Below are 23,314 nucleotides of genomic sequence, written 5' to 3'. Positions count from 1 at the left end.
GTACGCTAAAAATCTAACGGTTTCCCGTTTTCATACGACGAGGCAATAATTAAATGTAAGTCCGTTCACGTTGAGGCCCACAGTCGCTCAACGAGCAGCTGCACGCACCGAGATAGAGTGGCGAGCTTCATGTACCCAACCGATGATATTGGCGAATTCGACGAAGCAGGAGCAAGCCGAGTCCGAGAGAGATCACGCCAAGGACAGGCCAATCCCGCCAGCGCACATAAGGGGTCGCGCCAGTTCTGGGGGTCACTTCGGCACTGAGGGTGGCTACGCGGAATTGAGGAGCACGCGTAAGGACCTTTCCTTCGTAGCTGACAGCTGCTGTGATGCCGGTGTTCGTGGCTCGCAGTAGGTCACGTCCGGTTTCGATGGCACGCATGCGAACCATCTGGAAGTGCTGGAAAGGGCCCATCGAGCTGCCGAACCAGGCATCATTGCTGACATTCACCAGCAATTGCGCTTCGGGCAGAAGTTCCGTGACTTCAGCACCAAAGACCGCCTCGTAGCAGATGAGTGCCCCGACGGGCACACCCGCTGCGTTAAGGACGTGCGCTTCCCGTCCTGGTGTGAAATCGGACATGGGCGCCCCAAGCACATCGAGGGCCGAACCCAAGAAGTCCCGGAGCGGAACATATTCACCGAATGGCACCAGGTGGCGTTTGTAGTAGGGCCTTGCGGGATCTGAGAGGCTTATCACCGCATTGTAGGTGCGACCGTCCGCCTCGCGTATCGGGACGCCAATCATTAACGAGGTGCCGGCCTGATCGGCTAACGCCTCGAGCTCAGCAAGATATTCTCTAGCCTGGTCATGCCACATAGGGATTGCCGCTTCTGGCCAAATCACAATGTCGGCCCCGAGATGCTGCTTCGTAAGCGCCTGATAACGGTCAAGCGTGATTCCGCGGGAATCCGGGTCCCATTTTCTGTCTTGCGCGATGTTTCCTTGCAAGAGGGCAATATTGATAGGGTCAGCGACTGGCTGCGTCCACTCACGATCCAGGAACTGCAAGCTGGCGAGAGTAGCGGTTAACACGGCACCGGCTACCGCTGCACGGCGCAGGCTTGGACCTAAAATAACCCACGCCAGCCCGCCAGCGAGCAAGGCCACCAGAAAACTCACGCCAAGCACACCAAAGACAGGCGCGATAGTTGCGAGTGTGGTGTCTGTCTGGCTGTAGCCGATAAAGAGCCAGGGAAAGCCGGTTAAGAACCAAGTGCGCATCCATTCACTCAAAACCCATGCCGCTGGTAGCCCTAGCCAGAGCGCCGTCGCACCCATCTCAGGGTGCAGGCGGCGTACGAGATACGCGACGCCCCATGGAAAGAGGGCGAGCAGCGAGACAAAGGCTGCTGTAGCTAACATCCCCACCACGGGGCCATTGCCGTACTGGCTAATGCTGACGAAGACCCAGGAGACACCTACGCCGAAGTAACCAATGCCAAAGAGGTAGGCCGACCATAGCGCCTGACGCCTTGAAGGTTGCGCGGTCAGGGCAAACAATGCGGCCAGAGCGACCACCGCAAGCCATGCCCAGCCCACAGGGGCAAAGGCAAGCGGCATGGTGCCTCCGGCAAGCAAAGCCATCACCCTCGTTAGAAGAGTCTTGTAGCGCATTCCCGTGGATAGGTCGAAGGGTAGCGCGCACTTATCACCCAATGCTCTCGCCTCCGAAATCAAGATCAACCCTGTGGCTCATGCTTTCTTGCTCCGCTCAATTCAATTCCATCACTCCATTCCGCGGGCTGACCAGGGTGGCAAACTGAATGCTTCTGGACTCGACTCGGTGCGCCGTAAGCTGGGAGCTGCTGCTTCGTATTCAGCAGCAAGACAATGATTATGAGAAACAGCCTTGCAATACCGCCCTCCAAGCTCGCTGATACCAAATGAACAGGACGAAGCTGCCATGAAAACCAAAGGCGCGACGTGCCAGCGCCGCACCGATAGCGGTTAGCGTGTTAGCGGTAGGGCATGATGCCACGCTCTAAAACCGAGCGGCTACAGGCGATGGCAGGATTAGTTGACCACTACACCCCCAGCGAAAACATGAAGGCGCGCTGGAACCAGCACAACACCACTAGATGCCTCGCTATTACCTCGCCGATGAACAGCACCGAGAGGGCCGAAACCAGTGGCACAAGCCAGGCACCCATCATTTTCGCTCGCCTATCCGCCTCAGCTCCCTGAGACAGTTTTCAACAGCGCATTGGTGGGTCGCGGGGATAGGCGCAATACTCACGCTGGCACGTTTCAGCGAGGCATTTCTTGTATTGCGCGCGCAACAATTAGGATTCTCCGCCACCTGGGTGCCCTTGGTTATGGTCGTAATGGCGGGGTTCTACATGCTGTCTGTCTATCCAGTAGGAAAATGGTCCGATCGCGTCAGTCGCACCGCATTGCTGAGTGTCGGTCTGCTGCTGTTGATTCTGGCCGATTTGGTGTTGGCTTGAAATCGAAGATGGGATCATTAAAAGCCTTATAGACACTATAAGGTCAATAACGCAGAGCCGATGAGGATTCACACGATGCGCATTGGTCAGTTAGCAAGGCTAATAGAGATTGATACACAGACGATCCGCTTCTATGAGCAGCAGGGCTTGCTGCCACCGCCTGATCGCCAGGCGAACGGCTATCGTGTCTACACCGAGAAGCATGGCGAGCGGCTAGCCTTCATCCGGCGCTGCCGCATCCTGAATCTGTAACTCCCAGAGATTCACGCACTCCAAAGCTACCAGGATGACCCTCGCCAGCCTTGTACGGCCGTTAAGGATGGTCTGAAGTAGCCATGCATTTCTGGCTGAATTCAGCGCCTACCGATTTTGAAAGTGGCCACTCGATCCAAAACACTCAAGTCAGTCGCACTTTTCTATCTTTTTCGCTACCGCGAGCGCTTCGCAGCAGTCATTTTCCGCATTACAGGCGTACCTCTCCTGCGCTGGCCAGCAAATGTCGGCGGGCCATCCACAGATTCGACAGGGCAAACAGCGTCACCATCTGCGCAGTATTCTTGGCCAATCCGCGGAAGCGCACCTTGGTGTAGCCGAACTGCCGCTTGATCACGCGGAATGGATGCTCAACCTTCGCCCGCACCTGAGCCTTGGCTTTCTCAATCTTGCGGATCGCTTTGTACAAGGCACTGCGCTTGCCATGCTTCTTACTAGGTGCTGCGTCGGGCCGCGACCTGCCAGATGACTCGGCGGCCTTCATGTTCAGGGCGTTTTTCGACTCCGGTATAACCAGCGTCGGCACACACTACGTTTTCCTCGCCGTGCAGCAGTTTGTCGACCTGGGTGATGTCCGCGACATTGGCGGCGGTCACCACCACGCTGTGCACCAAGCCCGATTCTTCGTCGGCACCGATGTGCGCTTTAGCGCCGAAGTAATACTGGTTGCCCTTCTTCGTTTGATGCATCTCCGGGTCACGCTTACCGTCCTTGTTCTTGGTCGAACTGGGTGCGTGGATCAGCGTGGCATCGACGATGGTGCCCTGGCGCAGCGACAGACCCCGGTCACCCAGGTAGCCATTGATCACCGCCAGAATCCCAGCCGCCAACTCGTGTTTCTCCAGCAGGCGGCGGAAGTTGAGGGTGGTGGTTTCGTCGGGAATGCGCTCCAGGCTCAGGCCGGCGAACTGGCGCAGGATGGTGGTCTCGTACAACGCTTCCTCCATCGCTGGATCGCTGTAGCCGAACCAGTTCTGCATCAGGTGCACACGCAGCATCGCCAGCAGCGGGTAGGCCGGACGACCACCTTCGCCCTTCGGGTAGTGCGGCTCGATCAAGGCAATCAAGCCCTTCCACGGCACCACCTGGTCCATCTCGATCAGGAACAATTCCTTGCGGGTCTGCTTGCGCTTGCCGGCGTACTCGGCGTCGGCGAAGGTCATCTGCTTCATCGGGAAACTCGGGCAACGGGATCGGCGTATTTCACCAGATTCAGGAAGTCTTCTTCAGGGTTTCCTTAATGCCTTGCTCGATGAACACATTTCTCAAGTCAGGTCGCAGATAACCGCCCGGCAGTCACTCGAACGACACTCGTTTCACTGCGGGCTAATTGCAACGATGGGCGGGAAGTTGAGGCTTGCGGCATTCTCGCCGGCATTAGCGAGAACGCATGCACTAAATGAATGGTGTTGGGAACTTACTGGCCCGTTAGCCGTTGTTTACACCAACCGGGGCGCTCAAAAACTCGACCGTATGGATATTCCCATCAGGAGACTTAATCTTCATCTCGTACGTTTGAACTTTTCCGTTAGCTCCATAGTTCTGAATCATTCCGGTCGTACCGGTCATTCCTGCGGGTGCTATACTCAGCACTTTACCTTCTTTTAAAAGCATTTTTAGAGTGGGCTTTGTTACTGACGCACTGTCAACGCGCTGCATTGTTAGTTCCCCCCCGCCTTCTGCCACTGCGAGCGAAGAAGCAAAAGCGAAAAAGAACGGTAGAATTACTTTAGCAGGGCGGCTCATTATTACACCTCTTGGTTAGTTGATAATTTATATTATAGGTTTGACCCTTACCAGAAGATGATCTTTGCATTACAAAGGCGTAATTAACCCTCGCTTTTTGCTGATCCGACCCTATTTGAAAACTCATCATTATTGTAGACCACCCTACGCTTCGATTAGGCCTGACCGTGAGCAGGTGACGGTCGCGCTTATAATCATACTTGACCATGCTGGTGGCATTAACGGTCTGGCCCGCCAACTTCTGGTCCATGGCCATGTTCACCTTTTGCGACCCAGTCGGGATGCCGTTCATAGTCTGTGCATCGACGACATGTCGGTCAGCGCAACTCCCCCGTCGGCAACTTGCACGATAGGCGGAAGTTGAGGCTGTGAATTCTCGCCAGACGCATGCATTACATGTATGGCGTTGGGCTCGTGGGAGTGGATACCAAGCCGAGATCCACTTTAGATAGTCGCTCGTCGCGTAGTTTGACAGTACCTTTCGCAGTGACGTTCGTCTCCATGCCGTATCACTTTGAATCAGGCGTACCGAGGAAAGGTGAGTTCGAATGTGGTCTGACCGTCTTTGCTGGCGACGGCCACGTGGCCTTTGTGGAGGTTCATCACTGAACGGACAATCGCTAGCCCCAAGCCTGCTCCACGAGGTTGTATGCCGTTCACGCGGTAAAAGCGGTCGAACAGGTGTGGGAGATGATCCGATTCGATAGTCGCGCCATGATTGGTGACAGTCAGCGAGACAATGTCTACGTTCTCCTCAAGGATCTTAAGTTCGACCGTGCTGCCAGTATTCGAATGCCGCAACGCGTTGGATAACAGGTTGGAAATCGCCCGCTGGACCATAAGCCGATTTCCTAAAACCACGGCATCGCCCGTTACTGTCGTTGCAACTCCCGCTTCTTCGGCGAGGACTTCGAAGTATTCACATACGCGCCTCGCCTCACTTCCTAAGGATAATTTTTCGAGCTTCAGTGCCGGGCTGGAGTGGCTGGCCTGGGCAAGAAACAGCATGTCTGACACGATTCGATCCATGCGTTCGAGCTCTTCGACCGACGATTCGAGCACTTCGCGATACTGCTCTTTGCTTCGCTCTCGTACCAAAGTCACCTGCGCCTTGCCTATTAGGTTGTTCAACGGAGTTTTCAACTCATGAGCCACATCGTCCGAGAACTGTGTCAGTTGCTGAACGCCGTCATCGAGTCGATGAAGCATTACGTTGAGGCTGTGCGCCAATGCCTGGAGTTCTTGTGGGAGCCGATCGCTACTGATTCGGGGTGATAGGTCCTGTGTCGATACCTTAGTCGCCAAGGCCCGGAACTTGCGCAGCGGTCGCAAACCATTTTGGGCGATTAGCCACCCAGCCAATCCGATCAATATCAGTAGCATCGGCACGGTCACTAAGGCCGAGCGCAGGAACGCAGCCACCAGCTGTTGATCGGCACTGCGGTCTTGCGAAAGTAAAAGCGTCATTGGAGCCAGTCCCGGGACTTGAATTCGCTTGCGCCCGCTTAGCATCTGCACGCCATCTTTCGTTGTCCAGCCAAGATAGTCGCCGTCCCTGCTCACGAGATCCAGCTGCTGCGGCTCATTGGCGAAGCGGCCGATACTGAAAATGTGTGATTTCACTGTATCGCCGATGACTGTAATCGAAAGGTTGTCATGGCCGCGTACCGTATCGCTCAGTACGTGTTGCCAGGAAAGGCCCATACGGGTTTTGGTGTCTTCGAGGAGTCCATGATCGATCTGCGAGAGCTTGGCAGTCACTTCCTCCTGGGCGCGCAGTTCCAGTTGGCGCACCAGTACCCAGTAGCTCAGTGCAATCAGCAGCGCGACCAAAGCGGCGCCGGTAAGTGTGATTTGAAGCGCGAGGCGCGATGCGAGGCTGAGTGGCTTCAAGGCCGCGCCTCCAGCACGTAGCCCACACCCCGGATGGTGTGTATCAGGCGATCGCCGAAGGGTTCGTCCACTTTCATCCGCAGGCGACGAATTGCAACATCCACCACATTGGTGTCGCAGTCGAAGTTGATGTCCCACACCAGGGCAGTTATTTCGGTACGCGTGAGGACTTCGCCAGTCCGGCGCATGAGCAGATGCAGTAACGCAAATTCTTTGCTGGTGAGATCAATACGCTGACCATTCCGGTAGGCCCGATGCCGGCCCGGGTCCAGTTCGAGGTCGGCTACGCGCAGGTTGCTTGGAAGTGCGACTGCCTCGCCTCGCCGCAACAGTGTCCGGATACGAGCGAGCAGCTCAGGGAACTGAAACGGCTTGACCAGATAGTCATCAGCACCCAGCTCCAAACCGCGGATTTTTTGCTCTAGGCGGGCGTTGGCTGTCAGCATGATGACGCGTGTCTGTTTACGCCGCCTAATAAGTTCGAGCACCTCCCACCCATCCATGGTTGGCAGATTCACATCCAGTAGCACGATGTCATAGTCGTTCTGCAGTGCCAGGTGAAATCCATCGAGCCCATCACTTGCGCAATCGACGATGTACCCACATTCGATAAGACCCTGCTGCAGGTAGTCCGCAGCTTTGATTTCGTCTTCTACAACCAGGATGCGCATGTTTTCAGGTAACTCGGCAAGGGGGTGCGTGGTAAGCGGAACCAAAAATAATCCATGTAGTAACTATAAGGTCAAGACGAAAGAGGTTTGGCTCTAGCGTGAAAGGCAGAGGCGAAATGATCTGCACAGGGAAGCGGGAAGCACTTTAACGCGGTAAAAGTCCTGCGGGGCTGTCTTGCAAATTTGTAATCTACCGGTCATTTGGTTGACCCGCAGCCCAAGGAGGTGCACTTAAGCAAAAAAAGGCGCCCTACGGGCGCCTGAAACACATCTTCAAACCAAGGGAGCACAAAAAGAAGATGTGGTGTTGCTCGTAGTGCTTCACAGGATCGAGAGCGGGTACTCGGCGATGAATCGAACCTCATTGAGGTCGGACTCGAAAGCAGTCGCCCGTGTTGTAGCCTGGCGCACCCGCAGAGAGAGGTCCTTGAACGAGCCTGTCTGTACAACGTAGCGTGCTTCGACGTCGCGTTCCCAGCGCTTCTGTCCGGTCAGAGGCGCGCCGTTATCGTCTTGGCGCATGTATACCTCATTTGCGTTGCTGTAATCGGCGCCCCAGCCGCGGGCGTAGCGAGTCATGAACGTAAGCCCAGGTATGCCGTAACCCGCCATGTTTAGGTCATAACGCAGCATCCAGGACTGCTCTTTAGGTGAGTTGAAATCACTGTACTGGATGGAGTTGTTCAGGTAGATCGAGTCAGCCTGGCGCAAGTAGTCAAAGTCGTTGTTACCGTTGTTTCGCTGATACGACGCCGTGACGGTGTGCGCGCCGAAGGCGACACCCAGGCTGGAACTCCAGATGCTGTTATTAAACTCGCCCAGCAGTTTCCGACCTTCGTCGGTTGCCTTGTAGTAGTTGAAGCTGCCCAGCAGCACGACGGCATCGGAAAGCGGATAGGTGGCCGATAGACCGAAGTAATGTTGGTTCCAGGCTTCCTTGAGGCGGCTGGTATACAAGCTGAAACTGAGATTTTCGTTCACGCTATAGTCACCGCCCGCGTAGCCGAGCCAAGGGGCGTCGACGCCGCCGCCATAAAACGTGACGAAGTCATCGTTCGTGTTGCTGGTATTGGGCTGGCTCATCGCGTGCAGGCGGCCGCCCTGGAGGGTGAGGTCGTCCAGCGAGTTGTTCACAACGGTGACACCCTTGAAAGACTCCGGCAGCAGCCGTGCGTCACCAAAGTGCACGACGGGAGTAGCGGGAAATACATCGCCTGCCTTGATCTCGGTGTCCAAGAACCGTGCTTTCACGGCCCCCCCCACTCGAGAAAAGTCATCCTCGGCATCGCCGGCGCTATTGTAGGGGAGAAGATCGACGGTTCCGCCAGCACCGGAACGTCCTGATCCAGAATCGAGCTTGAGGCCGAGCATGGCGAAGGCGTCGACGCCGATCCCCACCGAGCCTTGGGTATATCCGGACTCGAAGAAGGCCATCAGCCCGTGAGCCCATTCCTCAGAGTAGCCATTGCCGGTTGCGCTCTCACCGTCGCGGAAATCTCGATTGAAATAGAAGTTGCGATTGATCAGCGATAGCGTGCTGCCTTCGATGAAGCCCTCCGCTGCTGTTTCCGATTGGGCAAAAACCGGGGCGCTGCCCAGTGCCAGTGAAAGGGCTGTCAGTGAAAGGGCGGCCTTTTTGCTCATGATGATGCTCCTGATATACCGCATGTCAGCGTTCGAACGACGCCTCTTGCCTTTTTGTTTTTAGCGCTTGGCCATGATCTCCCCCTACAAATGACCGCAGGATTAGCGGCAAATGACGATCTCGTAATCTGCAGCGGCGCAACCGCAAGCATTTCGTGGATTACAAATTTGTAATGTTGCGGTCACCCGGTCGATATCCGCCCTTATATAAAGTCACCGCCGTTTAGCCATCAGCTATCTGGCCGGTTTAGCGCGGCTGGAGAAACGCGATCGACAATAAGGGGGCACTGCCCGGCAGTGTTGCGTATGTACCAAAAGAAACGCTTGTATCTGCTTGCCAGCGGCCTGCTTGGGCTGGCACTGATGTCGCTTGAGGTGGGCGCGCAAGACGGCCTGACACTGGAGCGAGCCGTGTCCCTTGCGTATGAACGCAACCCAGAATTCTCCGCCGCGCGGGCGGAGATCGGTATCGCGAGCGGCCTCCGCCGCCAGGCTGCGGCCATTCCAAATCCGGAATTAGGATTCGAGGTGGAAGACACTCAGTCCGATCGCCAGACTCGCTCAATCACGATCACACAGCCAATCGAGTTAGGTGGCAAGCGCGGCGCTCGAATCGGTGTGGCGGACGCAAATCGATCGATGGTGGATGCCGACCTCGACGTTCGGCGTCAGGGGTTGCGTGCAGATGTGATCCAGGCATTCTTCGCGGCCTTGCGTGCGCAAGAAGGCATGCGACTGGCCGAGGCCTCTCTGTCATTGGCCGAACGGGCTGCTAAGGTCGCCGACGCACAGGTCGATGCCGGAAAAGTTTCGCCAGTGGAGGCGACGCGCGCCGACATGCAGCTGGCGACCGTACAACTGGACCTGCGGCGAGCACGACAAGAATGGGACAACGCTCGCCAGATGTTAGCGCGCATGCTCGGGACCGACGCACCGGATTTTGGCGATTTGATGGGCAGTTTCGAACACCTGCCAGAGGTGCCTAGCGAATCTGCACTCCTGGCGCGCGTGCGTGAGAGTGCCGATATGCGTAGAGCTCTGCGCCAAGTGGCCTTGAGTGAAGCCGAGCTGGGGCTTGAACGCAGCCAGCGCTACCCGAACATAAGCGTCAGTATCGGTAGCCAGTACGACGAAATCGAGCGTGAACGCATCAACCTCGTCGGCCTCTCTGTTCCGCTGCCTTTGTTTGATCGTAACCAAGGCAATGTTCTGGCGGCCGCACGGCGGGCGGAACAGGCGCGTGATCTTCGCAATGCGGCCGAGCTGCGTGTGCGTGCGGAGATCCAACAGGCCCTGCGCGACTGGCGCACCGCACTTGGGGACGTCGAGGAGATACGCAACCGGATTCTGCCGGCAGGACAGCGAACCGTGGAAGCGGCTACACGTGGCTTCAGCCTGGGCCGCTTCGCGTTCCTCGACGTGCTCGATGCACAGCGTGCGCTGATCGATGCACGCACGCGCTATCTGCAGTCATTGCAAGCCGTGGTCGACGCCTGGGCGCGTATCGAGCGGCTGTACGGACCTACTACTACCTTCGAATGACCGAAACGCCGCCATTACGTATTGGCGGTGGGGGAGCTTGCATGAAAAAACAGACGGGAATCGCTCTGGCGGTCACTTTGATACTGCTGACAGGCATTGGCGTAAGACAAGGCTTCGTTCTTGACGCACAGGCCAGCGATAACAAGGCTGAGCACGCCGAGGATGGCCATGCGCATGAGGATGGAGAAAGCGGTCAAGAGAAATCCAAGGACGACCATGGGGACGAAGATGGTCATGGCGCTGAAGGCGATGACCACGGCCATGGTGACGAAAGCGGTCATGGCGGTGAGGAGGACAAGCACGGCAACGAAGAGCACGCCGAAGGTGAGATTGAGCTATCTGAGGAGCAAATACGTGCCGCAGGCATTCAGCTAAGCAAGGTCGGACCAGCCGAGATCGGCTCGTCCGTTTCCCTGCCGGGCGAGCTGCGTTTCGACGAAGACCGCACGGCGCATGTCGTGCCCCGTGTGGCAGGCGTTGTCGAATCTGTTTCGGTCAACCTGGGTGACCAGGTGAAGAAGGGCCAGTTGCTGGCGGTTATCGCCAGCCAGCAGCTGTCCGAACAGCGTAGTGAGCTGGCTGCCGCCGAGCAGCGCCTCCGACTGGCTCGCATCTTGTTCGAGCGTGAGCGCACTCTGTGGCAGGAGCGTATCTCTGCAGAACAGGACTATTTGCAGGCCCAGCAGAGCCTGCGCGTAGCAGAAATCGACTTGCGTAATGCCCAGGAAAAAACACGGGCGCTGGGCGGCGGAAGTGACTCCGGTGTGGGCAATCGCTACGAGCTCCGTGCACCTTTCGATGCAGTCGTCGTCGAGAAGCATATTGTGCTGGGCGAACGTGCAGATGAAACGACCAGCGTCTTCACGCTGACTGATTTGTCGCGGGTTTGGGCTACGTTCAGCGTACCTGCCCGTGATTTGATGCGCGTAACCGTCGGCCGAGAAGTCGAAGTTGTTGCCGGCGAGCTAGGGGTGCGAACAATGGGTAAGGTCGCCCATGTGGGCAGCCTGCTGGGCGAGCAGACGCGTGCCGCAACAGCCCGCGTGACCCTGGCCAACCCCGATGGGGCTTGGCGTCCCGGTCTTTTCGTGACGGTCCGAGTTAGCGCCGACGGACGTAGTGTTCCGGTCACGGTTCCAGTCGAGGCGGTCCAGACCGTCGAAAACGCGCCGACGGTTTTCGTTCGCACGCCGCACGGCTTCCAGGCGCACTCGGTCTCGCTGGGCCAGCGCGACGAAAATCGCGTGGAAATTCGTGACGGATTGCAGGCCGGCCAACAGATCGCGACCGCTGGCAGCTTCATCCTGAAATCCGAACTCGGCAAAGGCTCCGCCGAGCACGTTCACTGATCCTCCGGATACCTAACTCATGTTCGAACGTATTCTTCGCTTCGCCATCGAGCAGCGCTGGCTAGTGCTGCTCGCGGTCTTGGGCATGGCCGGCGTCGGGGTTTATAGCTACCAGCACTTGCCCATCGACGCTGTGCCCGACATCACCAATGTACAGGTTCAAATTAACGTCGCAGTCCCAGGCGCGTCGCCGCTTGAAACCGAGCAACGCGTTACCTTCCCCATCGAGACGGCGATGGCCGGCTTGCCCCACCTGCGCCAGACACGTTCATTGTCGCGCTCCGGGTTCGCTCAGATCACCGTGATCTTTGACGATGGCACCGATCTCTATTTCGCTCGGCAACTTGTGAGTGAACGGCTGCAGGCCGCGAGTAATGAGCTTCCGCAGGGCGTGGAGGTCACCCTCGGTCCCATCTCCACGGGCCTGGGGGAAATTTTCCTCTGGACGGTCGAGGCAGAGCCCGAGGCGCGCCGTGCTGATGGTCAGCCCTACACGCCGACGGACCTGCGCGAAATCCAGGACTGGATCATCAAGCCGCAGCTGCGAAACGTTCGAGGGGTTGCCGAGATCAACACAATCGGTGGCTTCGCCAAAGAGTATCAGGTCGCGCCCGACCCGAAGCTCATGGCCGCTTACCGAATCACTCTGGAACAGCTCGTCGTTGCGCTTGAGCGCAACAATGCCAACGTCGGCGCCGGCTTCATTGAGCGTAACGGCGAACAGTTGTCGATCCGCACACCTGGCCAGCTCGACTCCCCCGCGGACATTGGCAATATCGTCCTGAGCAACGCAGGCGGCGCGCCCGTGCGGGTTCGCGATATTGCCGAAGTGGGGATCGGCCGTGAGCTGCGTTCAGGGGCGGCCACCGACAATGGACGCGAGGTGGTCCTTGGGACCGCCTTCATGCTGGTAGGAGAAAATAGCCGTAGCGTGTCGCAGGCCGTCGCGCAGCGCTTGGAGAGTATCAACCAGAACCTGCCAAAAGGCGTAAGCGCGATAACGGTCTATGACCGGACCGACCTCGTGGACAAGGCCATCGCCACGGTTCGCAAGAACCTGATCGAAGGCGCGATCCTGGTTATCGCCGTGCTGTTTCTCTTCCTCGGCAACCTGCGTGCAGCCCTGATCACAGCAATGGTCATCCCGTTGTCCATGCTGTTCACCTTCACCGGCATGGCCACCAACAAAGTCAGTGCCAACCTCATGAGCCTAGGGGCTCTCGACTTCGGCATCATCGTCGACGGTGCGGTGGTCATCGTCGAAAACGCCATCCGCCGGCTTGCCCACGCCCAGGAAAAACATGGCAGGATTCTGACCCGTAGCGAGCGTTTCCACGAAGTATTCGCGGCGGCCAAGGAGGCACGGCGTCCGCTCATCTACGGCCAGCTGATCATCATGGTGGTCTACCTGCCCATCTTTGCGCTCACCGGTGTCGAGGGGAAGATGTTCCACCCCATGGCATTCACCGTGGTAATCGCACTGTTGGGTGCCATGATTCTATCGGTCACCTTCGTGCCCGCTGCTGTTGCGCTTTTTGTCACTGGTAAGGTGCAAGAGAAGGACAACCGCCTGATGCGCGCAGCGCGCAATGGCTATGCGCCCGTGCTCGACTGGGTCATGCGTCACCGCACATTGGTATTCAGTGGCGCCGTCGCTAGCGTGCTGCTGTCTGCCCTGCTGGTGATGCGAATGGGTAGCGAGTTCATTCCGAGCCTTAGCGAGGGTGATTTTGCGCTTCAAGCTCTGCGCGTTCCAGGGACCAGCCTCTCCCAATCCGTGGATATGCAGCAGCGGCTGGAAAAGGCAATTGCCAAGCAGGTCCCGGAGGTCAAGCGTACATTTGCCCGAACCGGCACCGCCGAGATCGCGGCTGACCCGATGCCGCCGAATATTTCGGACAGCTATGTGATGCTCAAGCCCAAGGAAGAATGGCCAGATCCGGACAAATCCCGCGAGCAGCTCATTGAGGACATCCAAAAGGCGGCCGCATCTGTGCCGGGCAGCAACTATGAGATGTCTCAGCCGATCCAGTTACGCTTTAACGAGCTAATTTCCGGAGTTCGCAGCGATGTGGCCGTTAAGGTGTTCGGGGACGATATGGATGTTCTCAACAAAACAGCTGATGACATCGCGGCGATATTGCAAGACGTACCAGGCGCTTCCGAAGTTAAAGTGGAGCAGACGACGGGCCTCCCATTGCTGAGCGTCAATGTGGATCGTGACAAGGCGGCACGCTTCGGGCTCAACATCGGCGATGTGCAGGATACCGTCGCCGCCGCGATTGGCGGACGGGAAGCCGGAACCTTTTTTGAGGGTGACCGTCGTTTCGACATCGTTGTTCGTCTTTCCGATACGCTGCGTGCCGATCCGGATGTGCTGGCTCGCCTGCCGATTCCGGTGCCAGCGGTAGCGGGTGCTGCCAACGACCGAATCGACTTTATCCCGCTGGCTGAGGTTGCCACGCTGGAATTCGTGCTGGGCCCGAATCAGATCAGCCGTGAGGATGGCAAGCGTCTGGTGGTGGTAAGCGCCAACGTTCGAGGGCGTGACATTGGCAGTTTCGTCCAAGATGCGTCTGCAGCAATCGCTGAACGAAACCCGGTACCGCCCGGTTACTGGACGACGTGGGGTGGGCAGTTCGAGCAGCTGCAGGCTGCCGCCAAGCGCCTGCAGCTGGTCGTCCCAGTCGCCTTACTGCTGGTCTTCGTGCTGCTGTTCATGATGTTCAACACACTGCGCGATGGGCTGGTCGTCTTCACTGGCATTCCGTTCGCGCTTACTGGGGGAATTCTTGCACTCTGGCTCCGGGACATTCCCCTCTCAATTTCCGCTGGCGTCGGGTTCATCGCGTTGTCGGGTGTGGCAGTACTCAACGGACTGGTGATGATTGCTTTCATTAAAGGATTGCTAGAGGAAGGCCGGCCTTTATCCGAGGCTGTGCGTGAGGGCGCACTGGTGCGATTGCGCCCAGTCCTGATGACAGCGCTGGTGGCGTCGCTCGGCTTCGTCCCAATGGCGTTGGCCACCGGGACCGGTGCGGAAGTCCAGCGGCCCCTGGCAACCGTAGTCATTGGCGGCATCCTCTCCTCGACGGCACTGACGCTGCTGGTATTGCCAGCGCTCTATTACACGGTCCTGCAGGGCCGCAGGAGACGCAACGAAGAGAATGAGGACGCGACCTGATATTGGTTTTCGCACAAAAAGGCCAGGCTCGATGCCTGGCCTTTTTTATGAACATCAAAATCGAAGCTTTAAAGGGTTCACTGAGCGATTTGTGGGCCCCCAATGCGCTGGTAACGATGACGGGCACGTTATTGGAAGAAAAAAAAGCGCCTCGAAAGGCGCTTAATACAGCTTTACCAACGGGACTCGGAAGCTATCGGAGGCGGAGATTGTTCGGGATGAAGCGGTTAGTCAGTTTTGGTTTCTTTCTTGATTAGCATATTGCTCTGATCTGGTCGCGTATTCTTAGCTTCTAGGACGTCTAATTTTTTTCCAGCTGACTCGGATCCGTGAATTCGTTTTTGATCTGCACGGAATTTTTCATTAAATTTCATTGAACGGTCATAGCCATCTCCTGCATAAGACAATGCGGAGCCGAAGATGACCGATCCAACAACAATAGCTTTCAACAGGTTCATAATGCAGTCCTCGCGAAATTCAAGTGGCTTATTGAGCTTTCCCGGTGAGCTCTACAGGTGCGAATGAATTTTGCGCGACCGAAGATAACGGCAGTGTGAGCCAAGCATTACATTATTGAAATGTAATATTTCGCAGTGCAGCTTGAGCCCCCGGAAAATTATCGAAAGATTACAGGTCTGTCATGTTCAGACCATGACAAGGGTCGGCCAGTTATCGGCATATTGTAGGCAATGACGCACGAACGCGGGCGGTGGTGGTCAGATTTCTGTCAATGGTTTGGAAGCTGTTTCCGTGCAAGACGATATAAATGGCTATTATTGTCTATTTGCCGTTATGGGCGGCTGTTTGGCTTCTTGGCCTTAGTCTAATGGTGGTTTTTTAATAGGCGGTTATAAACCAATGGTCCACGAACATAACCATAACACCGAAGCCATAGGCGATAAGCGTCTAATGGTTGCTATTGGCGTTAATACAGCATTAACACTGGGGCAAATAGTCGGCGGAATACTTTCTGGTAGCTTATCGCTCATAGCTGACGCGCTACATAATTTGAGCGATGCCGCATCACTGGTTATTGCGCTGATCGCACGTAAGATCGGTCGCAGGCCGCCAGATGCTTTTAAAACCTTTGGCTACCGGCGCAGTGAAACCATAGCGGCTTTGATCAACTTGGTCACGCTGATTATCGTCGGCCTCTATCTTATCTATGAGGCTGTAGGCCGGTTGTTTTCCCCGCAGCCCATTGAAGGTTGGACGGTGGTCGTGGTCGCGGGAGTAGCCTTGATTGTAGATATCGTCACTGCCTTGCTCACATACACGATGTCTAAGGACAGCATGAACATAAAGGCGGCATTCTTGCACAATGTGTCGGATGCACTGGCGTCCGTCGGCGTGATTATCGCCGGGACATTGATACTTCTATATGGCTGGTACTGGACGGATACTGTACTGACACTGATGATTGCTGGTTACGTGCTCTGGCAAGGCTTTAGCATGCTACCTAAAACCATTCACTTGTTGATGGAGGGCGCGCCAGAAGGAGTTTCCATCGCCGACATAATCAATATCATGGAACATGTAAACGACGTTGTGAGTGTTCACCACGTACACGTATGGGAAATCGCTGAGCATACAATCGCACTGGAAGCACATGTTGTCATCAAGAAGGCTAGCCTGCCCGATATTGAACGAGTAAAGACTGATTTAAAACGAGTACTTCATGAGCAATTCAAAGTCAGCCACTCGACACTTGAAATGGAGCTAGACGGCAGTGTTTGTATCGACACCAGGCAGGCCGACAGTCATCGCAGCGAAGCATAAGCCTGCTTTGCGCTCAACGCTGTTGCTAGACAGTTAGCTCGATATCAACGGAGTGAACTTGTGACATCACTCGTTGCCGCTATGTCATCGACCAGAGACATGCTAGCGGCATGTGGCCAAAGCAGTTCTTCACAAGGAGATCAGGCTAGGTCGTGGGCATCTTCGGCATGCTGATGTGACGAGTAAGCCCCGGCAGACGCTAACGCCGCCGAGGCTCAGAGCCAGCGGCGGACTTGTGCGCGGTAGCGGACGAATGATTCGCCGAACAGTGCTTCCAGCGCCCACTCTTCGGGTGCTACTTGGAAACGGTTCATGTACAGCACGAAAGCAACCACGCCCAGCAGGGTCAGAGGCGAGGCCAAGGCCAGCGCCCAAGCCGCAAGGATAATGGCGAAGCCTAAGTACATGGGATTGCGGCTGTATTGCTAGATGCCAGCCTCCACTAATGCCGAAGCCTGCTGCGGCATTAGTGGATTGACCGTAGTGCGAGCGCGGCGAAACGACAGTACGCCGGCGAGGCACACGCCGAGCCCCAGGAGCAGTACCGGCAAAGCGAAGGTCAGGCGCGCGGTCCATGCCAGTTCGAAGCCCGGCAATTTGGTTCCCGACAAACCCATCAGCACAGCCATCAGGCCCGCCACGAGCAGCGGTGGCACGCGGTTTTCCAGCGCGCTCATAGTGTTATTCCCGTGCCTTGGCCACTTCGCTGTTCACCAACTGGCGCAGCGGCTCCGGGCCAAACTCGCTGAGCGCACGACCATTGACAAAAAAGGTCGGCGTGCCACGAACCCCAACGGCCTTAACGTCCTGCATGTCCGTTTCCAGCACGGCGTTGACGCCAGGCGTATGCATCTCCTGGCGGGCCTGCTCCAAGTTCAAACCGACGCGCTCTGCGGCAGCCCATGCCTGCGTTACCTTGGGATCATCGTGCCAACCGGGTTGGGCCTCCAGCACAGCCTCCAACACTTGTTCATGGAGATTTTGCTTACGCGCCGCCTCCAGCATTCGCGCCACCTCTTCGGAGCCTTGATGGAACAGTACATAGCGCAGCACCAAACGCACGTCTTCCGGGTTCTCGGCGAGGATCTGCTTCACATAGGGGTGAAAGGCGCGACATGCCTCGCAGGAAGGATCAAAGAATTCGACGATGGTTACTGGAGCCTGCGCCGGGCCGAACACCGGTGAGTGGAAGCGAACCAACTGGCCGCCGCCTTGTTTGGTTTGTGTCGCGGCCTCTTGGGCGGTCGAACCGGGAGCCTGGGCCTGTTGAGGCGACTGGGAGGGGGAATAGAAGAATGCAGCGGCAGCAAAGACGGCCAGGATCACGACACTGACGATCAGGACCACGGAACGGCGATTCATGGAGTTGTTCTCCGACGGATGAGAATGAGCAGGATGGCGATCAGGATAAAGCTGAACAAGGCGAGTGCCGGCAGGGGCACCACGCCGAAGAGGGTCATTCCGGCGCCTGAGCAGGATGGACCAGTGGCCGTGCAGGGCTGGATCGGCTGCGGAATCAGCCCTGCATAGAGCAGCGTGTGAACAAATGCCAGCGCCGCACCGATAACGGTCAGCGGTAGGGCATAACGCCAGACTGTAAAATCCGAGCGGTAGCAGGCTATGGCCAGGATCACCGCCAGCGGAAACATGAAGGCACGCTGGAACCAGCACAACACGCAGGGTGCCTGGCCCATCACCTCACCAATGAACAGCGCGGACAGCGTCGATACCAGTGCGACCAGCCAGGTTAGCAGCAGCAGATTCCAGGTCATGCTTGGAGGTTGAGGATTCATTTCGGTTAACTCGTGGGGATGTAAGCACTTGCGGTAGAACGGCCATCCAGTTGATTCGGAACATCATACTTCCTTTTATCGGCAAGGCTTGGTTCTGTACGAAAAGTACTGTCATAGGCATCGCAGCGTGCGAGCCAACGTGACCATGGCGGCAAAACTGCCAGCTTGTCATAGCGAGTCCCGATCCTGCGGCTTTCCTTCAGCCAGCTGAACATCCGCTCGATGATGTTACGTTGCCGGTATGTCGGGCGATCAAACAGCCGGGGTAAGCCCGGCTTGGTCTTGTGCTTCATGCTCCGCAGCGGAATCACAGGTTGCATCCGTAACGGTCACAGTAGTGGCGCAGGTGTTCAGCATCGTAGCCCTTGTCCGCCAGCAATCAGCGACAGCGCTTTCGAGGCCGGCCTTGCTTGCCGGGAATCCGGACCTGATCCAGGAGTAGTGCCTGAGCATGTGAGATGTCGCTGGCTTGACACGGCGACAGCAAAAAGCGCAGAGGCACACCGTTGGCATCGCAGAGCATGTGGATCTTGGTGGTCAGGCCGCCTCGGCTACGCCCCAATGTATGGTCTACCGGTTCTTCTGGCCCCCCTTTTTCCCGGCGCCAGAAGAAGCTCGGGTTGCTCGCACTGCTGTTGAGTCAATCATCCAGGTATAGGTAGATCAGGCCTTCTTGACTCAGGCGAATGTGCAAGCGTTCAAGCACCCGGTCGAACGTGCCGTCGTCACTCCTGTCACGAAAGCGCTGATATACCGTCGACCATGGGCCGAGCCGCTCTGGCAAGTCGCGCCATCAGCCGGTCGTCACTGCGAGGCCGCCCCATCTTCTGTTTGGGGGAAACCAGATCTGCGATCAGCTCCCAGGCGGCATCCGGGAGTTCGTAGCGCTTTGCCATGCGGGCCTGCAGCCTGTCATGGCGCCGATTCTACGTGAAGCAAATCATGGCGCAGTACCCGCAGGACGTACGCCTGGTCGTGCGCTATGTGCTGTTCCACCGGGGCTCGGAAGAGGCCGTGCGCTTACTGGAGACGGCGCGCATGCAGGGGCTTTACGAGCCGGTGCTGGCCGCCGTGCTGGAAGCACAGCCGCTGTGGCATGACGACGCGCAAGCACAGAAAGCCTGGGAAGCGGCCGCCGCAGTGGGTCTGGATGTCGAGAAGGCCCGCGCCACAATGAACTCGCCGGCCATCGACGAGATACTGGCCAAAGATGCTGCGGACGTGAAGAAAGTCGGCATTCAAGGTACGCCCACCTTTTTCGTCAACGGAAAGCTTCTGACTAAATTCGGCCCAGAGCCTCTGTTGGAGTTGGTGCAAAGCGAATTGCAGAAAGTGCGCTAAAACACCAAGACTGGCGCAAACGCCGTGACTGCTTTAATCGGGAGTTTTTATGCGAGCACTGGAAAACAAGATACCTCCGCCGATTGTGACTGCTCTGTTCGGGCTGCTGATGTGGCTGGTCGCCCGATATGTGCCGAGCCTCGACCTGGCGCTCTCTGTGCGTGTGCTGTTGGCGCTGCTCGTGTCGGCCATTGGCGTTTGCTTCAGTGTGGCCGGAGTGCTGTCGTTTCGGCAGGCGCAGACCACCGTCAATCCGCTTAAACCTGAAACTGCATCAGCGCTGGTGCGCTCGGGTATCTATCGGTACTCACGCAACCCGATGTACGTCGGCTTTGCTCTGTTATTGCTGGCCTGGGCCTGCTACCTGGCCTCACCGTTAGCATTGCTCGGGGTGCTGGGGTTCGTCCTGTATATGAATCGCTTCCAGATCAACCCTGAGGAGCGCGCCCTGACAACCCTGTTCGGCAGCGAATTCCAGGTCTATCAGGCGCAGGTGCGTCGCTGGCTCTAAGTTGGCTAGTCCACCGTGTTAGAACGGCCATCTGGAAGCCAGCGGTCTTCCAAAGCAATAATTTGTGGCAACGACCTAGAGGTTGAATGCCCGCTTTCGCCGATTTCTGCCAATTGATGCCCCAGGTAGTACCGTCCTAGCTCGTCTGCCTGTTTGATGATCCAAGCTGTATCGAACCTCTGTGGTCGAGGCAGGCATCAGAGGCGCCAGCCTTTGTTTTATCCACAAAACCTGTGGATAACCCTTTCGATAACTCCTGAATGCACACAACCGAGGGCGTCTTATTCACCTGACGATTTTTTGACCACTCCTGAGATTGGCTCAGCACAGGAGCTCATAAAACCGGCAACACAGCAGTTCCCTTTGTTTGCTGATCCGGTTCCACAGAACGCCGATGGTCTCGCCTCGACCTTGCCGAGAGCCGAGCCATGCACACCGCCCTTCCCTATCACAGTTGCCTGCTGCTGGCCGCTCTGGCGACCGGCTGCGCAACGCCTCCACCGCTCTCTCCCCCGCCCGATGAGGTGGCGGCTCCGGCACCGGAGAACATCCCGGTTGTCCGCTACGGCCGCTACACCCTTGTCGAGCTAATCCCGACGGCCGCTCAGCAGGATCTGCTGTTGCAGATCGTCGACGTGTCCATTCCCGACACTCTCAACGCCAACGTCGCTGACGCACTGCGCCATGTATTGCAACGCTCCGGCTACCAGCTCTGCAGCGGAAGTGAAACTGATGCGCTGGGCAGACTCCCGCTGCCGGCGGCCCACTACCACCTTGGCCCGCTGCAACTGCGCGATGCCCTGCTGACCCTAGCCGGGACAGCGCGGACGCTGCACGTCGATCACACTGCACGCCGCGTCTGCTTCACCCAGCCTCCCCATACGCCAGCCGAAGCCCCACCCGCCACTGCGGATACCGCTCCCGGTGCCGCTAGGGAGTCACAGCCATGACGACGATGCTAGGTAGCGAGCAACACCGGCACGGCACGCTGATGCGCACCGCCATCATCACTTGGCTGTTGCTCATCAGCGCCGCCGTCGTGATCGATCACGTCGCGCTGTCGGGTCTGGCGACACAGGTCGAAACCAGCGCCACCGGCCTGCAGGTCGCCGTGCTGGAAAAGCGCTTGGCCGACCTAGTCCAGCAGGTCGAACAAGCCCAACAGCAACCTGACGCACTGCCCCAGGCGCGCTACGACGTCGAGCATCAGGCCTTGGAGCGGCGACTGAACGTCATCGAGCAGGCCCTCGGCAGCCGCCCGACCGCGGAGAGTCTACTGCCGCTGGTGGCCCGCATTGAGCAGTTGGAAATACAGCTCAACGAACCTCGCCCAGCACCACCGCCGGTGCCCCGCCCGCGAGCTTCCGTCCCCGCTAAACCAAAGTCCATCGAGCCGCCATTCCGGGTGATCGGTGTCGAGCTACGTGCCGGCGAGCGGTTCCTTTCGATTATGTCAGCCACCTCGGGCACGCTCTCGCAGGTTCACCTGCTGCGCCCCGGCGAGACGGAAGCCGGTTGGCACCTCGAAACCATCGAACGGAGCGCTGCCGTGTTCCGACACGGCGACGACACTCGTCGCCTGCCCATTCCCGCGCAGTAGGACAAGCAGATGAAGCTGCACCATATCGTCCCCGTACTGATCGCCCTGCTGATCAGCAGCCTTGTCCAAGGAGCGGAAACCCTCACCGCCAACAACCTGCCCACGCGCGAGCGACTGATGACCACCGAGCGCGCCGACGAGCAGCACACGCGAGGTTGGGGGCTGAGCGCCGAGGAATGGGCGCGCTACCGGACGCTGATGCGAGGGCCGCTGGGTATCTATTCTCCCAACCTCGACCCACTTACCGCGCTAGGCATTGAGGCGCGCTCCGACCAAGAACGGCGACGCTATGCAGAGTTGCAGGTCGAAGCAGAAGCCCACCCTACCCGTCAGCGTACATCCGTTGCTGGTGCTGCTGCCGAGCGCGGCGCTGCTCGGCCTGGCGGTGAACATCACCGCAGCCAGCTTCAAGAAATACTTGTGATTCGCTAGCCAGTGGGTAGTGACGCTTGAGTCCGCCTGTAATAGGGGCACACCCAGGTTCCCATTGTTTAAGGCAGCTCCTCAGGCATACCGAGAGCATTTAGCCACTTCTCGCAAATTGCGGATTGGCCAATGTCGAAGCGACTTCCCCCACCAGCCGACAGGCATCACGCGCCCGGTCTGACCCTGGCGCTGCTGCTCGGCCTATGCGTTTCCGGCCACGCCAGCGCGGACGATGCCACGCCCGAACACGCCAGGCTCGCCGCCGCGCTGCGCCAGCTCGACAGCATCGAACGGCTCGTCGCACAACAAGCCGCGCAGCAACAGGACGAACGCACCCGCTACCACTTCGACTACGCCCGTCTCACCGCTGACCTTGAGCGCGTGCGCGCCGGCATCCACGACTACCTCACCCCAACGCGTGCGCAACCGCGCGACTCCGCCCTGCTGTTTGGCGACTACCGCCAGCCTGTCGCCGCCCTCGAACCGCAGGTCGCGCCATGAACGCCGCGCAGACCGCCGCGTTCCAGGCCAACAGCGGCATCCCTCCTTCCGACATGGCGACCGTGCTGCTCGGTGCGGTATTTGCCGTCCTGCTCGTTTGGGGCACTTGGGCGATGCGCAGCGCCTACGTCGGCTGGGCAGAAGAACAACTTTCCCAACGTCAGTTCCTGGTCGTCGTGGTGCGCTTTGCCGTGCTGTACCTGGTCTTGACCTTTTTTCTGCTCTCGTAAGAGGTAGCCATGATGAAGCCGTTCACCCGCATTTCCCGACCCCTCCACTTCGCTAGCCTGGCTGCATTGCCGATGTTCAGCATGCTGACACCTCTCGCCCACGCCGAGCTGCCCACTCTGGAAAACCCTTCGCGCGGCACGGGCGGCGGCATCATGGAAACGCTGCAAAATTACGGCTACGACATCGTGATGCTCATCGCACTGCTCGTGGTCGCCTCGATGTTCGTCGGCGTCTGCTACCACGCCTACACCCGTTATGCGGAAATCCACATTGGCCGCTCAACCTGGGGCCAGTTTGGCCTGACCGTGGCGGTCGGTGCGGTCCTGCTCGTGGTTGGCATCTGGCTGCTGACCGAAGCCATCGGCGTTCTCTGAAC

18 protein-coding genes and 10 pseudogenes are annotated in these 23,314 nt (G+C 57.8%); 16 read left to right on the top strand and 12 right to left on the bottom strand.

Annotated elements, in window-relative coordinates:
* Nucleotides 1-127: 127 nt before the first annotated feature.
* Both lnt and ACYCFC_RS03185 read right to left on the bottom strand, forming a co-directional pair.
* Nucleotides 128-1,591, bottom strand: coding sequence for an apolipoprotein N-acyltransferase (gene lnt, locus ACYCFC_RS03190; RefSeq protein ID WP_080573168.1), 1,464 nt, complete (start codon nucleotides 1,589-1,591; stop codon nucleotides 128-130).
* Between the two features lie 369 nt (nucleotides 1,592-1,960).
* Nucleotides 1,961-2,160: pseudogene (locus ACYCFC_RS03185) on the bottom strand (disulfide oxidoreductase); the annotation flags it as partial.
* Between ACYCFC_RS03185 and ACYCFC_RS03180 the strand changes: the two are divergent.
* Nucleotides 2,128-2,451, top strand: a pseudogene (locus tag ACYCFC_RS03180) (MFS transporter); the annotation flags it as partial. The pseudogenes ACYCFC_RS03185 and ACYCFC_RS03180 overlap by 33 nt on opposite strands.
* 78 nt (nucleotides 2,452-2,529) lie before the next feature.
* A pseudogene (locus tag ACYCFC_RS03175) lies at nucleotides 2,530-2,769 on the top strand (MerR family transcriptional regulator); the annotation flags it as partial.
* Nucleotides 2,770-2,917: 148 nt separating this feature from the next.
* Here ACYCFC_RS03175 and ACYCFC_RS03170 read toward each other — a convergent pair.
* Nucleotides 2,918-3,821, bottom strand: a pseudogene (locus ACYCFC_RS03170) (IS5 family transposase).
* A gap of 142 nt (nucleotides 3,822-3,963) precedes the next feature.
* Here ACYCFC_RS03170 and ACYCFC_RS03165 point away from each other — a divergent pair.
* Nucleotides 3,964-4,130: pseudogene (locus ACYCFC_RS03165) on the top strand (Cd(II)/Pb(II)-responsive transcriptional regulator); the annotation flags it as partial.
* Nucleotides 4,131-4,155: 25 nt separating this feature from the next.
* On the opposite strand, the gene ACYCFC_RS03160 reads toward ACYCFC_RS03165, so the two are convergent.
* The 4 genes from ACYCFC_RS03160 to ACYCFC_RS03145 all read right to left on the bottom strand — a co-directional run bounded on the left by ACYCFC_RS03160 (nucleotide 4,156) and on the right by ACYCFC_RS03145 (nucleotide 8,681).
* Nucleotides 4,156-4,473 carry a co-regulatory protein PtrA N-terminal domain-containing protein gene (locus tag ACYCFC_RS03160; RefSeq protein ID WP_003291217.1) on the bottom strand — a complete coding sequence of 106 codons (318 nt, stop codon included), beginning with the start codon at nucleotides 4,471-4,473 and terminating at the stop codon, nucleotides 4,156-4,158.
* A 519-nt stretch (nucleotides 4,474-4,992) separates the two neighbouring features.
* The gene (locus tag ACYCFC_RS03155) at nucleotides 4,993-6,366 is read right to left on the bottom strand and encodes a heavy metal sensor histidine kinase (RefSeq protein ID WP_003291215.1); all 1,374 of its coding nucleotides are present in this window, start codon (nucleotides 6,364-6,366) and stop codon (nucleotides 4,993-4,995) included.
* Nucleotides 6,363-7,037 (bottom strand): heavy metal response regulator transcription factor, encoded by a 675-nt coding sequence (locus ACYCFC_RS03150; protein WP_003291214.1) that lies wholly within the window; start codon nucleotides 7,035-7,037, stop codon nucleotides 6,363-6,365. Before ACYCFC_RS03150 ends, ACYCFC_RS03155 begins: the two co-directional genes overlap by 4 nt.
* 321 nt (nucleotides 7,038-7,358) lie before the next feature.
* Entirely contained in the window at nucleotides 7,359-8,681 is a 1,323-nt protein-coding gene (locus tag ACYCFC_RS03145; protein ID WP_003291213.1) for an OprD family porin, read from the bottom strand.
* Nucleotides 8,682-8,987: 306 nt separating this feature from the next.
* Here ACYCFC_RS03145 and ACYCFC_RS03140 point away from each other — a divergent pair, with 306 nt between their 5' ends.
* From ACYCFC_RS03140 to ACYCFC_RS03130, 3 genes are read left to right on the top strand one after another with little or no spacing between them, the layout of a single operon-like run.
* On the top strand, nucleotides 8,988-10,223 hold the full coding sequence (locus tag ACYCFC_RS03140) for a TolC family protein (protein ID WP_003291211.1): 1,236 nt from the start codon (nucleotides 8,988-8,990) through the stop codon (nucleotides 10,221-10,223).
* Between the two features lie 41 nt (nucleotides 10,224-10,264).
* Nucleotides 10,265-11,572 carry an efflux RND transporter periplasmic adaptor subunit gene (locus ACYCFC_RS03135; RefSeq protein ID WP_003291209.1) on the top strand — a complete coding sequence of 436 codons (1,308 nt, stop codon included), beginning with the start codon at nucleotides 10,265-10,267 and terminating at the stop codon, nucleotides 11,570-11,572.
* A gap of 19 nt (nucleotides 11,573-11,591) precedes the next feature.
* Nucleotides 11,592-14,756 carry a CusA/CzcA family heavy metal efflux RND transporter gene (locus ACYCFC_RS03130; RefSeq protein ID WP_003291207.1) on the top strand — a complete coding sequence of 1,055 codons (3,165 nt, stop codon included), beginning with the start codon at nucleotides 11,592-11,594 and terminating at the stop codon, nucleotides 14,754-14,756.
* A 227-nt stretch (nucleotides 14,757-14,983) separates the two neighbouring features.
* Here ACYCFC_RS03130 and ACYCFC_RS03125 read toward each other — a convergent pair whose 3' ends face one another.
* On the bottom strand, nucleotides 14,984-15,214 hold the full coding sequence (locus ACYCFC_RS03125) for a hypothetical protein (protein ID WP_080573167.1): 231 nt from the start codon (nucleotides 15,212-15,214) through the stop codon (nucleotides 14,984-14,986).
* Between the two features lie 400 nt (nucleotides 15,215-15,614).
* Here ACYCFC_RS03125 and ACYCFC_RS03120 point away from each other — a divergent pair, with 400 nt between their 5' ends.
* A complete protein-coding gene (locus ACYCFC_RS03120) occupies nucleotides 15,615-16,535 on the top strand; it encodes a cation diffusion facilitator family transporter (RefSeq protein ID WP_102857155.1) in 921 nt (306 codons plus the stop codon).
* Nucleotides 16,536-16,750: 215 nt separating this feature from the next.
* On the opposite strand, the pseudogene ACYCFC_RS03115 reads toward ACYCFC_RS03120, so the two are convergent.
* From ACYCFC_RS03115 to ACYCFC_RS03100, 4 genes and pseudogenes are all read right to left on the bottom strand, one after another.
* Nucleotides 16,751-17,212: pseudogene (locus tag ACYCFC_RS03115) on the bottom strand (methyltransferase family protein).
* A 4-nt stretch (nucleotides 17,213-17,216) separates the two neighbouring features.
* On the bottom strand, nucleotides 17,217-17,897 hold the full coding sequence (locus tag ACYCFC_RS03110) for a DsbA family protein (protein ID WP_003291201.1): 681 nt from the start codon (nucleotides 17,895-17,897) through the stop codon (nucleotides 17,217-17,219).
* Nucleotides 17,894-18,328 carry a disulfide bond formation protein B gene (locus ACYCFC_RS03105; RefSeq protein WP_180983606.1) on the bottom strand — a complete coding sequence of 145 codons (435 nt, stop codon included), beginning with the start codon at nucleotides 18,326-18,328 and terminating at the stop codon, nucleotides 17,894-17,896. The genes ACYCFC_RS03110 and ACYCFC_RS03105 overlap by 4 nt, the downstream gene beginning before the upstream one ends.
* A gap of 111 nt (nucleotides 18,329-18,439) precedes the next feature.
* Nucleotides 18,440-19,224, bottom strand: a pseudogene (locus tag ACYCFC_RS03100) (IS5 family transposase).
* Between the two features lie 31 nt (nucleotides 19,225-19,255).
* Here ACYCFC_RS03100 and ACYCFC_RS03095 point away from each other — a divergent pair.
* From ACYCFC_RS03095 to ACYCFC_RS03055, 9 genes and pseudogenes are all read left to right on the top strand, one after another.
* A pseudogene (locus tag ACYCFC_RS03095) lies at nucleotides 19,256-19,669 on the top strand (DsbA family protein); the annotation flags it as partial.
* Nucleotides 19,670-19,718: 49 nt separating this feature from the next.
* A complete protein-coding gene (locus tag ACYCFC_RS03090) occupies nucleotides 19,719-20,180 on the top strand; it encodes a methyltransferase family protein (protein WP_003291010.1) in 462 nt (153 codons plus the stop codon).
* A 428-nt stretch (nucleotides 20,181-20,608) separates the two neighbouring features.
* Nucleotides 20,609-21,130: a PFGI-1 class ICE element type IV pilus protein PilL2 gene (gene pilL2, locus ACYCFC_RS03085; protein ID WP_003291012.1), complete on the top strand. Its 522-nt coding sequence runs from the start codon at nucleotides 20,609-20,611 to the stop codon at nucleotides 21,128-21,130.
* On the top strand, nucleotides 21,127-21,780 hold the full coding sequence (locus ACYCFC_RS03080) for a hypothetical protein (RefSeq protein ID WP_003291014.1): 654 nt from the start codon (nucleotides 21,127-21,129) through the stop codon (nucleotides 21,778-21,780). The genes pilL2 and ACYCFC_RS03080 overlap by 4 nt, the downstream gene beginning before the upstream one ends.
* A 9-nt stretch (nucleotides 21,781-21,789) precedes the next feature.
* Nucleotides 21,790-22,098 (top strand): annotated as a pseudogene (locus ACYCFC_RS03075) (TIGR03759 family integrating conjugative element protein); the annotation flags it as partial.
* 4 nt (nucleotides 22,099-22,102) lie between these two features.
* Nucleotides 22,103-22,204: pseudogene (locus ACYCFC_RS03070) on the top strand (DUF4400 domain-containing protein); the annotation flags it as partial.
* A 131-nt stretch (nucleotides 22,205-22,335) separates the two neighbouring features.
* Nucleotides 22,336-22,707, top strand: coding sequence for an integrative conjugative element protein, RAQPRD family (locus tag ACYCFC_RS03065; RefSeq protein ID WP_256074306.1), 372 nt, complete (start codon nucleotides 22,336-22,338; stop codon nucleotides 22,705-22,707).
* Nucleotides 22,704-22,937, top strand: coding sequence for a TIGR03758 family integrating conjugative element protein (locus tag ACYCFC_RS03060; protein WP_237263105.1), 234 nt, complete (start codon nucleotides 22,704-22,706; stop codon nucleotides 22,935-22,937). The genes ACYCFC_RS03065 and ACYCFC_RS03060 overlap by 4 nt, the downstream gene beginning before the upstream one ends.
* 12 nt (nucleotides 22,938-22,949) lie before the next feature.
* Nucleotides 22,950-23,312, top strand: coding sequence for a TIGR03745 family integrating conjugative element membrane protein (locus ACYCFC_RS03055; protein WP_376779346.1), 363 nt, complete (start codon nucleotides 22,950-22,952; stop codon nucleotides 23,310-23,312).
* The last annotated feature ends 2 nt before the right edge of the window (nucleotides 23,313-23,314 follow it).

Source organism: Stutzerimonas sp. NM35 (assembly GCF_054604355.1).
This window is presented reverse-complemented; position numbering and strand designations above follow the sequence as displayed.

Excerpts from the sequence above, each read along its gene's own strand:
- lnt (WP_080573168.1), bottom strand. The coding sequence starts at position 1,591 with ATGGCTTTGCTTGCCGGAGGCACCATGCCGCTTGCCTTTGCCCCTGTG.
- ACYCFC_RS03160 (WP_003291217.1), bottom strand. The coding sequence starts at position 4,473 with ATGAGCCGCCCTGCTAAAGTAATTCTACCGTTCTTTTTCGCTTTTGCT.
- ACYCFC_RS03150 (WP_003291214.1), bottom strand. The coding sequence starts at position 7,037 with ATGCGCATCCTGGTTGTAGAAGACGAAATCAAAGCTGCGGACTACCTG.
- ACYCFC_RS03145 (WP_003291213.1), bottom strand. The coding sequence starts at position 8,681 with ATGAGCAAAAAGGCCGCCCTTTCACTGACAGCCCTTTCACTGGCACTG.
- ACYCFC_RS03140 (WP_003291211.1), top strand. The coding sequence starts at position 8,988 with ATGTACCAAAAGAAACGCTTGTATCTGCTTGCCAGCGGCCTGCTTGGG.
- ACYCFC_RS03135 (WP_003291209.1), top strand. The coding sequence starts at position 10,265 with ATGAAAAAACAGACGGGAATCGCTCTGGCGGTCACTTTGATACTGCTG.
- ACYCFC_RS03130 (WP_003291207.1), top strand. The coding sequence starts at position 11,592 with ATGTTCGAACGTATTCTTCGCTTCGCCATCGAGCAGCGCTGGCTAGTG.
- ACYCFC_RS03125 (WP_080573167.1), bottom strand. The coding sequence starts at position 15,214 with ATGAACCTGTTGAAAGCTATTGTTGTTGGATCGGTCATCTTCGGCTCC.
- ACYCFC_RS03120 (WP_102857155.1), top strand. The coding sequence starts at position 15,615 with ATGGTCCACGAACATAACCATAACACCGAAGCCATAGGCGATAAGCGT.
- ACYCFC_RS03110 (WP_003291201.1), bottom strand. The coding sequence starts at position 17,897 with ATGAATCGCCGTTCCGTGGTCCTGATCGTCAGTGTCGTGATCCTGGCC.
- ACYCFC_RS03105 (WP_180983606.1), bottom strand. The coding sequence starts at position 18,328 with ATGAATCCTCAACCTCCAAGCATGACCTGGAATCTGCTGCTGCTAACC.
- ACYCFC_RS03090 (WP_003291010.1), top strand. The coding sequence starts at position 19,719 with ATGCGAGCACTGGAAAACAAGATACCTCCGCCGATTGTGACTGCTCTG.
- pilL2 (WP_003291012.1), top strand. The coding sequence starts at position 20,609 with ATGCACACCGCCCTTCCCTATCACAGTTGCCTGCTGCTGGCCGCTCTG.
- ACYCFC_RS03080 (WP_003291014.1), top strand. The coding sequence starts at position 21,127 with ATGACGACGATGCTAGGTAGCGAGCAACACCGGCACGGCACGCTGATG.
- ACYCFC_RS03065 (WP_256074306.1), top strand. The coding sequence starts at position 22,336 with ATGTCGAAGCGACTTCCCCCACCAGCCGACAGGCATCACGCGCCCGGT.
- ACYCFC_RS03060 (WP_237263105.1), top strand. The coding sequence starts at position 22,704 with ATGAACGCCGCGCAGACCGCCGCGTTCCAGGCCAACAGCGGCATCCCT.
- ACYCFC_RS03055 (WP_376779346.1), top strand. The coding sequence starts at position 22,950 with ATGAAGCCGTTCACCCGCATTTCCCGACCCCTCCACTTCGCTAGCCTG.